Origin of the sequence: Micromonospora sp. NPDC049580 (assembly GCF_040675595.1) — a bacterium.
Classification (GTDB): domain Bacteria; phylum Actinomycetota; class Actinomycetes; order Mycobacteriales; family Micromonosporaceae; genus Micromonospora.
On sequence record NZ_JBFAPG010000214.1, the window covers coordinates 1 to 10095 of the forward strand.

Sequence of the window (10095 nt, forward strand, 5' to 3'; positions counted from 1 at the left end):
CGGTTTTCCACCGGACGCGGGCGCCGTCCGCGTTTCGCCTGTTTCCACGCGCCGTCGGCTCTCGGGGCCGGCCCGGTGTCGCACCGTCGAAGGAGCATCCGCAGCATGAGCAGCGAGCGTCTGGCCGGCCTCCTCGACGAGTACGCGGAGCTGGAGAAGCGGCTGGCCGACCCGGCCATCCACGCCGACCAGGCCACCGCGCGCCGGGTGGGCCGCCGGTACGCCGAGCTGGTGCCGCTGCACAAGGCCGCCGGTGAGCTGGAGCAGGCGCGCGCCGACCTGGCCGCGGCCCGCGAGCTGGCTGCCGAGGATCCCTCGTTCGCGGCCGAGACCGAGGCGATCGCGGCGTCCCTGCCGGTGCTGGAGGAGCGCCTCGCCGAGCTGCTCATCCCGCGTGACCCGCACGACGCCAAGGACGTGATCGTCGAGATCAAGGCCGGTGAGGGCGGCGAGGAGTCGGCGCTGTTCGCCGGCGACCTGCTGCGGATGTACACCCGGTACGCCGAGCGGCACGGCTGGATCACCGAGGTGATCGACGCGCAGGACTCGGATCTCGGCGGCGTCAAGGACGTGTCGCTGTCGATCAAGACCAAGGGCGTGCCCGAGGGTGGGAACGGCGTCTGGTCGCGGCTGAAGTGGGAGGGCGGCGTGCACCGGGTGCAGCGCGTCCCGGTCACCGAGTCGCAGGGCCGGATCCACACCAGCGCGGCCGGGGTGCTGGTGCTCCCCGAGGCCGAGGACGTCGACGTCACCATCGACGCCAACGAGCTGCGCATCGACGTGTTCCGGTCGTCCGGGCCGGGCGGCCAGTCGGTGAACACCACCGACTCGGCGGTACGGATCACCCACCTGCCGACCGGCATCGTCGTCTCCTGCCAGAACGAGAAGTCCCAGTTGCAGAACCGGGAGCAGGCGATGCGGATCCTGCGGGCCCGGCTGCTCGCCGCCGCCCAGGAGCAGGCCGACGCCGCCGCCTCGGACGCCCGCAAGGCGCAGATACGCACCGTGGACCGCTCGGAGCGGATCCGCACGTACAACTTCCCGCAGAACCGGATCACCGACCACCGGATCGGCTACACCGCCTACAACCTGGATCTGGCGCTCGCCGGCGACCTGGACGGGGTGCTGGACGCCCTGGCCGAGGCCGACCGCGCCGCCCGGCTGGCCGGCGACACCGAACTGACGCGCCGCTGACCGTACCGCCGGCCTGCGCGGCCGCGACCCCGGTCGATCATGGAGTTGTGGTGGGGAGATTGTCGCGTCGTGGGCCTTTTGTGGGGGACCACAAGTCCTTGATCGACCCCGTAAGGGGGGTCAGCTCGCGCGGGGGCGTGACTTCGCGCGCAGCATCTCCCGGTCGGCCTGCTCGAATGCGACGCTGAGCGCGTCGCGCAGCCCGCCGCCGCCGGAGACCTCCGCGAAGCCGATGCTCACCCCGACCGGGGTGCCCGGCACCAGGGACTCCCAGTCCTCGTTGCGCACCGCCGCCTCGATCCGGCGGGCCACCTCGGCGGCCTCGGTCATGCCGGTCTCCGGGAGCACCACCACGAACTCGTCCCCGCCGTAGCGGGCCACGAAGTCACCCCGGCGCATCACCCGGTTGATCACCCCGGCGATGCGTTGCAGCACCAGGTCGCCGGAGTGGTGCCCGTGGCGGGTGTTGACCGCCTTGAAGCCGTCCAGGTCGCAGACGCCGATGACCACCCGCTCGCCCCGGGTGACCACAGCGGTGATGTACCGCTCCAGCCTGCGCCGGTTGGGTAGCCCGGTGAGCGGGTCGGTCAGCGCCTCGCCCTCGTACCGGGCCGCCTCCCGACGCATCTCCTCGTGGTCGATCCGGGCGGCGATGCCGTCGATGTAGACGTCGCGCAGCCGGTCGTTGCGTTGCGCGGCGAGCCGGAACGCCAGCCGGTCCGCCCGGTGCGCCGCCGGGTGGTCGCCAGCGCGGGCCAGCGCGATGCTGCGCAGCCGGGCCGGCTCGGCCGCGCCGAGCGTCTCGGTGGACACCCGGATGGTGTCCAGCCGGGCGACCGCCTCGATGGGCCGACCATCCGCGACGGCCAGGCAGACCATGCCGAGCTGTCGCATGTCCCGCGCCCGGGCGCTGTCCCCGCCGTGGCTGAGCAGGTGGGACGGCTGGGTCTCGCCGGTCGGCTCCAGCGGGTCGCCGAGCGCGGCCTGACGTGCCGCCGAGTATCCGTACGCGGCGAGGCTGCTCGGGCGCAGCCGGCCGGCCCGCCCACTGCGGACGAACCGGGCCAGATCGGCCGCGACGTCCCGCAGCACCCGCAGGCAGCCGTCGCTGTCCCCGTTGTGGTCCAGTGCCACCGCGTTGCGCAGCCGGATGCCCGGTGCGGCGAACGTCTCCTCCGGGATGCCGGCGGTCAACCCGAGCTGCCGCGCGCGTTCGATCGCGCCCAGGGCGTAGCCGTGGAAGCTGAGGTAGCTGTAGGCCATCGCGAGGTCGTGCCAGCCCCACGCGGTGTCCCGGTCCGGGTCCTCCACGGCGCCGAGCGCCCGGGCGGCCTTGACGAGGTGGGTGACGCAGCGGTCCAGCGCGCCCTGATGGTGCGCGGCGAGCGCGGCCAGCGCGTTGAGGTGCCCGTGCAGGTAGGGCTCGGCGAGATCGCGAACGGCCGCCGACGCCTCCTCGATCGCCCGCGTGAACTCCGCCGTCCGACCGAGATTGATCAGCGCGGAGAGGCGCTGCACCAGGGCGTCCGCACGGGCGGCCGGGTCGCTGGTGGTGCGGATCACCCGCTCCAGCAACGCGTACGACTCCGCCGAGCGACTTGCTTCTTGCAAAGCCCGCGCCTGCGTGAGGGTGTCAACCTGGTCATCGACCCGGTCGAGCCAGCCCACCCACAACCTCCTGCCGTGTGCGTCTTGACGCACCCGTTCGTCGCGTCGTCCGTGACGCCTCATGATTGTCGCGTGACCACTCTGCCGCAACACCCCCCCGAAGGGACAGGCCGTACCCGTCCGTCCGCCGCGGTCGCCCGCGCGGCGCGGGCGCTCGCCGCCGCCGGGGTGGGCCCGGCGCGCGTGGAGGCCGAGCTGCTGGCGGCGTACGTGCTGGGGGTGCCCCGGGGTCGGCTGGCGCTCGCCGACGACCTGGACGACGCCCAGCTGGCCCGGCTCGACGAGCTGGTCGGCCGCCGCGCCGGTCGGGAGCCGTTGCAGCACCTGACCGGTCGGGCCGGATTCCGGCATCTGGAGCTGGCGGTCGGTCCGGGCGTCTTCGTGCCCCGCCCGGAGACGGAGCTGCTGGCGGGCTGGGGTGTCGAGCAGGGCCGGAGCAGACCCGAGCCGCTGATCGTGGATCTGTGCAGCGGCACCGGCGCGATCGCCCTGGCGGTGGCGCAGGAGCTGCCCGGGGCGCGGGTGATCGCGGTCGAGCGGTCCGCGGCGGCGTTGGCGTGGCTGCGCCGCAACGCGGCCGAGCGGGCCGCCGCGGGCGACCGGCCGATCGAGGTGGTCGAGGCCGACGTGACGGCGCCGGACCTGCTGGCGCACCTGGTGGGGCGGGTGGACGTGCTGCTCTGCAACCCGCCGTACGTGCCGGTGGAGGTGGTGGTGCCGCCGGAGGTGGCCGCGCACGATCCGGCGGAGGCGGTCTTCGGCGGCATGGACGGTCTGGCGGTGATCCGACCGGTGATCATCCGGGCGGCGGCGCTGCTGCGCCCCGGCGGCGTCATCGGGGTCGAGCACGACGACACGCACGACGTGGCGGTCCCGGCGTTGTTCGCCTCCGACGGCCGGTTCGCGGCCGTCACGGAGCATCTGGACCTCACCGGCCGCCCTCGCTACGCCACCGCGTCCCGACGGGCGGACGGCCAGCACACCGCGCCCGGGCCGGCGTGGCAGACTGACTCCTCGTGATGCTCTACGACTGTCGATCGCCCGCCGATCGGGACCGCGGCATCGCTGCGGCCATCGAGGCGGTCAAGAACGGCGAGCTGGTCGTCCTCCCGACGGACACCGTCTACGGGATCGGCGCGGACGCGTTCACGCCCTACGCGGTCAAGGCGCTGCTGGACGCGAAGGGCCGGGGCCGGCAGATGCCGCCGCCGGTGTTGATCGGTTCGCGCCACACCCTGGACGGGTTGGTCTTCTCGCTGCCCACGGCAGCACGGGACCTGGTGGAGGCGTTCTGGCCGGGTGCGCTGACCATCGTGGTCGAGCACTCGCCGAGCCTCCAGTGGGACCTGGGCGACAAGACGGGCACGGTGGCGGTGCGGATGCCGCTGCACCCGGTGGCCCTGGAGGTGCTGCGGGAGACCGGCCCGATGGCGGTCTCCTCGGCCAACAAGACCGGCCAGCCGGCGGCGGTTACCGCCGAGGAGGCACGTGACCAGCTCAGCTACTCGGTGCGCGCGTACCTGGAGGCCGGGCCCTGCCCGGATCCGGTGCCGAGCACGATCGTGGACCTGACCGGCGAGGTGCCGCAGTTGCTGCGGGCCGGCGCGATCCCGCTGGAGAAGCTGCGCGACGTCGTCCCGGATCTTCTCGACGTCCAGGGGGCCTGAGTGCCCCCGTTCACCGTCCTGCACGTCTGCATGGGCAACATCTGTCGTTCGCCGATGGCCGAGCGACTGCTCGCCCTCGCGGTGCGGGAGCGGTTGGCCCGGCGTGCGCAGGACCCGGCCGCCGCCGAGGAGCTGGTGCACAGCCACAGCGCCGGCACCGGCGGCTGGCACGCGGGCGAGGAGATGAACCCGCCGGCGGCGCGACAGGTCATCGACCGTGGCGGCGCCGTCGAGGGGTTCGCGGCGCGCAAGCTGCGCTCGGACCACATCGACGCCGCCGACCTGGTCCTGACGGCCACGGCCGACCAGCAGGAGTACGTGGTCGCGCTCCGTCCGGACGCGGCGGCCCGCACCTTCGTGCTGGGTGAGTTCGGCCGGCTGCTCGCCGCGGTGGACGCCGCCGCGTTGCCGGCGGCCGAAGCCACCCCGGAGGCGGTGTACGCCCGGGGCGTGGCCCTGGTGGCGGCGGCGCACGACAACCGGCTGGGCGCCTCCGCGCTGCCCACCGACGATCTCGACGATCCCTGGGGTCGCGGCGACCAGTGCTTCACCCGGGTCGCGGACGAGATCGAGGAGACGGTCCACCCGCTGGCCGCCGCGCTGCTGCCCTGAGCGACCTGCGAGTTTCCTCCGGGTTTGGGGAAAACCAGGGGCGAAAGGGGTGTTCCGGGTCATTCTGAACGGGTCCTAGCGTGACCGGCTCCTGCGGGGAGAGCTGATGATCCGGGCCCGACTCGACAAACTGCTGACCGTGGTGATCGCCGGCGTGCTGGCCGGCCTGGTGCTGGCCGGAGCCGCCCTACCCGCGGCCCTGGTCTTCGGAATTGGCTTCAGCGCCCTGTCCACGCCCTACTCGGAGCTGCCCAGCACGCTGCGCACGCCGCCCACCGCCCAGCGCTCCAACCTCTACGCCAACGACGGCACCACCCTGATCACGTCCTTCTACCAGGAGGACCGGGTGGACGTTCCGCTGCGTGAAGTCGCCCCGGTGATGCGGCAGGCCATCGTGGCCGCCGAGGACGTCCGGTTCTACCAGCACAGCGGGGTGGACCTGCGCGGTGTGGTGCGCGCCTTCACGGTAAACAAGCGTGACGGCAGGACCCGGCAGGGCGCCTCCACCCTGACCATGCAGTACGTCCGCAACGTGCTCAGCAGCGACCCCCGGCTGACCGAGCGACAGCGCCAGGCGGCCACCGAGGTCACCACCGCCCGCAAGCTCCAGGAGATGCGGTACGCGCTGGCGCTCGAGCGGGAGCTGAGCAAGGAGGACATCCTCACCCGCTATCTCAACATCGCCTACTTCGGGGCCGGGGCGTACGGGATCGGGGCGGCCAGCAAGCGCTACTTCTCCCGCTCGCCGGCCGAGTTGACCCTGGCCCAGGCCGCGCTGCTGGCCGGGCTGGTCCGCTCGCCGGACAGCGACGACCCGATCAACGGGGACGCCGACAGCGCCCTGGGCCGACGGACGTACGTGCTCGAGCGGCTGGTCGAGACCGGTCAGGTGCCGGCCGACGCGGCGGCGGCGGCGCAGGCCGAGCCGTTGCAACTGCGACCCAGCGAGACGCCGAACGACTGCACGGGGGTGCCCGACGGGCACAACGACTGGGGCTTCTTCTGCGACTGGTTCACCCGCTGGTGGAGCAGCCAGTCGGCGTTCGGGTCGAGTGCCGACGAGCGGCGACGCACGTTGCGCCGGGGCGGCTTCTCCATCGTCTCGTCGCTGGACCCGGCGGTGCAGCGGGCCACCACCGAGCAGGTGCTGAAGATCTACCGCCTGACCGACGCGCGGGCGGTGCCCACCGCCGTGGTGCAGCCCGGCACCGGCCGGGTGCTGGCGATGTCGGTGAACCGCACCTACAGCGTCGCGGCCAACCCGGTCGGGCAGAAGAACCATCCGAACACGGTCAACCAGCTCGTCGCCGGCGGCGGGGCCATCGAGGGCTACCAGGGCGGCTCGACGTTCAAGCTCTTCGCCATGCTGGCCGCGCTGGAGTCCGGCCTGCCGCTGTCGACCGAGTTCAGAGCGCCGACCCAACTGCTCACCCGGTTCCCGGTGACGGGGGCGGGAAGCTGCGACGGCCGCTGGTGCCCGTCGAACGCCAGTCCCTCGTCGATGAACGGCCCCCGCACCATGTGGACCGCGTTCGGCCGGTCGGTGAACACGTACTTCGCGTGGCTGACCGAGCGGGTCGGCGCCGACCGGGTGGTGGAGATGGCCGAGCGGCTGGGCATCGTGCTGCGGGCCGACTCCGACGAGCGGCTGGCCCGCTACGGCGCGAAGGACTGGGGCCCGTTCACCCTGGGCGTGGCCGCGACGACCCCGCTGGACCTGGCGACGGCGTACGCCACGGTGGCGGCCGAGGGGACCTGGTGCGCGCCGCTGCCGGTGGTCTCGATCAGCGACTCGACCGGCCGGCCGGTGGACGCCGCCAAGCCGGACTGTCGACAGGTGCTCGACACCGACGTGGCGCGGGCGGCGGCGGACGCGGCCCGCTGCCCCGTGGGCGACCAGTCGATGTACGGGCGGTGCGACGGCGCCACCGCGCCCGACCTGCGTTCCCAGCTGGGCCGCCCGGTGGCCGGCAAGACCGGCAGCTCCGAGCGGTACGAGACGGAGACGGTGGTGGCCTTCACCCCGCAGTTGGCGGTCGCCTCGATGGCGGCCAACCCCGACGACCCGCGGGACGCGGTCGGTCAGGCGGTGCAGGCCCGGATGGCGACCGCGGTGGGGGAGGTGCTCGGCGCCGCCCTCCGCGACCAGCCGGTACGCGACTTCGTCCCGCCCAGCGAGCGCGCCGCGTTCCAGGTCACCGGGGCCCGCACCGGCAACTGACCCGTCCGAGGCGGGGTGGTCAGGAGGCCTGTTCGGCGTTGCGGGCGATGTTGCGGGCCATGCCGCCGAAGACCACCGCGTGGAACGGGGCCACCGACCCCCAGTAGGCGTGTCCGGCCAGCCCGCGGGGCAGGAAGACCGCGCGCTGCTGGTAGCGGCTGCGTCCGTTGTCGACCGGCAGCGCCCGCATCTCCAGCCAGGCGCGGCCGGGCAGTCGCATCTCCGCGCGCAGCCGCAGCAGCTCGCCCGGGACGATCTCCTCCACCCGCCAGAAGTCCAGCGCCTCGCCGACCTGGAGGCGGTGCGGGTCACGCCGGCCCCGCCGCAGCCCCACCCCGCCGACCAGCCGGTCCAGCCAGCCGCGTACCGACCAGGCGAGGGGGAACGAGTACCAGCCGTGCTCGCCGCCGACGCCCTCGATGACCCGCCAGAGCGCCGCCGGTGACGCGTCCACCGTGCGCTCCCGGACGTCGGTGTACGCGGTGCCACCGGACCAGTCCGGGTCGGTGGGCAGCGGCTCGGCCGGCGCGTCCGGACCGCTCGCGGTGGACCAGCGGGTCTCCACCTGGGCGTCGCGCACCTTGGCCAGCGCCAACGCCACGGCGTCGTCGAAGCCGGTGAGGCCGTCCGGTGGGTCGGGCACGTACCGGGCGATGTCGTGTTCGTGTGCCACGGCCTCGTGGATCAGGCTCTCCACCAGTGGGCGGGCGATCGTGTTCGGCACCGGGGTGATCAGCCCGACCCAGTGCGAGGACAGCGACGGGGTGAGCGGGCGGACCGGCACGATGATCCGCCGGCGCAGGCCGGCCACCCGGGCGTAGCGCTGCATCATGTCGCGGAAGGTGAGCACGTCCGGCCCGCCGATGTCGAAGCCGCGACTGACCTCGGGCGGCAGCGTGGTGCAGCCGGCCAGGTAGCGCAGCACGTCGCGGACCGCGATCGGCTGGATCCGGTTGCGGACCCACCGGGGGGTGACCATGGCGGGCAGCCGCTCGGTCAGGTAGCGCAGCATCTCGAACGACGCCGAGCCGGACCCGATGATCACCGCGGCGCGGAGCACCGCCGTGGGCACCCCGCTGGCCAGCAGGATCCGACCCACCTCGGCCCGGGACCGCAGGTGCGGGGAGGGGACCTCGGCGTCGGCCGCCGGCTCCGGGCCGCCCAGATACACGATCCGGCGTACGCCGGCCGCGCGGGCGGCAGTCGCGAAGTTGGTCGCCGCCTCCCGGTCGGCGGCCTCGAAGTCCGCTCGGCCCAGCGAGTGCACCAGGAAGTACGCGACGTCGACGTCGGCGAACGCGGCGGGCAGCGTCTCCGGGCGACTCAGGTCGCCCTCGACGATCTCGGCCGCCGCGGCCCAGGGCACGTCGCGCAGCCGCACCGCCTTGCGGGCGAGGCAGCGCACGGTGTGCCCGTCGGCGAGCAGCAGCGGTGTCAGCCGCCCGCCGATGTATCCGGTGGCTCCGGTGACGAGGCATCTCACGACTCCCAGTCTGCGGCCCCCTAGACTCGTTCGCTGTGGAGACCGAGACGAGCACCTTCTGGGGGCCGGATTTCGCGCAGCTCAGGGCCACCGATCCGGAGATCGCCGGGGTGGTCCTCGGCGAGCTGGACCGGTTGCGCGGTGGCCTGCAGCTCATCGCCAGCGAGAACCTGACCTCGCCGGCGGTGCTGGCCGCGCTCGGCTCGACGCTGACCAACAAGTACGCCGAGGGCTACCCGGGCCGGCGCTACTACGGCGGCTGCGCCGAGGTGGACCGGGCCGAGGAGATCGGCATCGCCCGCGCCAAGGAGCTGTTCGGGGCCGAGCACGCCAACCTCCAGCCGCACTCGGGGGCGAGCGCCAACCTGGCCGCGTACGCCGCGCTGGTGCAGCCGGGGGACACGGTGCTGGCGATGGACCTGCCGCACGGCGGGCACCTCACCCACGGCAGCCGGGTGAACTTCTCCGGCAAGTGGTTCCACCCGGTCGGTTACCCGGTCCGCCCGGACACCGAGCTGATCGACTACGACGAGGTACGCGACCTGGCCCGGGCACACCGGCCCAAGCTGATCATCTGTGGCGCGACCGCGTACCCCCGGCTGATCGACTTCGCCCGGTTCCGGGAGATCGCAGACGAGGTCGGCGCGTACCTGATGGTCGACGCCGCGCACTTCATCGGCCTGGTCGCCGGCCGGGCCATTCCGTCCCCGGTGCCGTACGCCGACGTCGTCTGCGCGACCACCCACAAGGTGCTCCGCGGTCCGCGCGGCGGCATGATCCTCTGCCGCGAGTCGCTGGCCCAGCGGATCGACAAGGCGGTCTTCCCGTTCACCCAGGGCGGCCCGCTCATGCACGCGGTGGCGGCCAAGGCGGTCGCGCTGCGTGAGGCCGCCCAGCCCGAGTTCCAGACGTACGCCCGCCAGGTGGTCAGCAACGCCCAGGCCCTCGCGGCCGGGCTGGCCGACGAGGGGATGCGCCCGGTGTCCGGCGGCACCGACACCCACCTGGCCCTGATCGACCTGCGGGAGCTGGGGGTGACCGGCGCGCAGGCCGAGGCCCGGTGCGACGCCGCCGCGATCACGCTCAACAAGAACGCCATCCCGTACGACCCGCAGCCGCCGCTGGTGGCCTCCGGCATCCGGGTGGGCACGCCGAGCGTCACCACCCAGGGGATGCGCGAGGGCGAGCTGCGGCAGGTGGCTGCCCTGATCGCCCGCGCGGTGCGCACGGACCCGGGCGCACCGGGTGGC

8 protein-coding genes are annotated in these 10095 nt (G+C 73.6%); 6 read left to right on the forward strand and 2 right to left on the reverse strand.

The window, feature by feature from the left end:
- Positions 1-105: 105 nt before the first annotated feature.
- The gene (prfA, locus tag AB0J68_RS18210) at positions 106-1194 is read left to right on the forward strand and encodes a peptide chain release factor 1 (RefSeq protein WP_363939509.1); all 1089 of its coding nucleotides are present in this window, start codon (positions 106-108) and stop codon (positions 1192-1194) included.
- Between the two features lie 120 nt (positions 1195-1314).
- Here the strand turns inward: prfA and AB0J68_RS18215 are convergent, their stop codons facing one another.
- A complete protein-coding gene (locus tag AB0J68_RS18215) occupies positions 1315-2862 on the reverse strand; it encodes a GGDEF domain-containing protein (protein ID WP_354861486.1) in 1548 nt (515 codons plus the stop codon).
- 72 nt (positions 2863-2934) lie between these two features.
- On the opposite strand from AB0J68_RS18215, the gene prmC reads away from it, so the two are divergent.
- From prmC to AB0J68_RS18235, 4 genes are all read left to right on the forward strand, one after another.
- Complete coding sequence (gene prmC, locus AB0J68_RS18220; protein ID WP_363939511.1) at positions 2935-3882, forward strand: peptide chain release factor N(5)-glutamine methyltransferase; 948 nt, start codon at positions 2935-2937, stop codon at positions 3880-3882.
- Positions 3882-4529 (forward strand): L-threonylcarbamoyladenylate synthase, encoded by a 648-nt coding sequence (locus AB0J68_RS18225; RefSeq protein WP_234588740.1) that lies wholly within the window; start codon positions 3882-3884, stop codon positions 4527-4529. The genes prmC and AB0J68_RS18225 overlap by 1 nt, the downstream gene beginning before the upstream one ends.
- Entirely contained in the window at positions 4530-5141 is a 612-nt protein-coding gene (locus AB0J68_RS18230) for a phosphotyrosine protein phosphatase (protein ID WP_354861489.1), read from the forward strand. It begins immediately after the preceding gene.
- Positions 5142-5247: 106 nt separating this feature from the next.
- Complete coding sequence (locus AB0J68_RS18235; RefSeq protein WP_363939513.1) at positions 5248-7362, forward strand: transglycosylase domain-containing protein; 2115 nt, start codon at positions 5248-5250, stop codon at positions 7360-7362.
- A gap of 19 nt (positions 7363-7381) precedes the next feature.
- Here the strand turns inward: AB0J68_RS18235 and AB0J68_RS18240 are convergent, their stop codons facing one another.
- Positions 7382-8845 carry an SDR family oxidoreductase gene (locus tag AB0J68_RS18240; protein WP_354861493.1) on the reverse strand — a complete coding sequence of 488 codons (1464 nt, stop codon included), beginning with the start codon at positions 8843-8845 and terminating at the stop codon, positions 7382-7384.
- 35 nt (positions 8846-8880) lie between these two features.
- Here AB0J68_RS18240 and glyA point away from each other — a divergent pair.
- The coding region (gene glyA, locus AB0J68_RS18245) for a serine hydroxymethyltransferase (RefSeq protein WP_363939515.1) at positions 8881-10095 on the forward strand (1215 nt) is incomplete at its 3' end.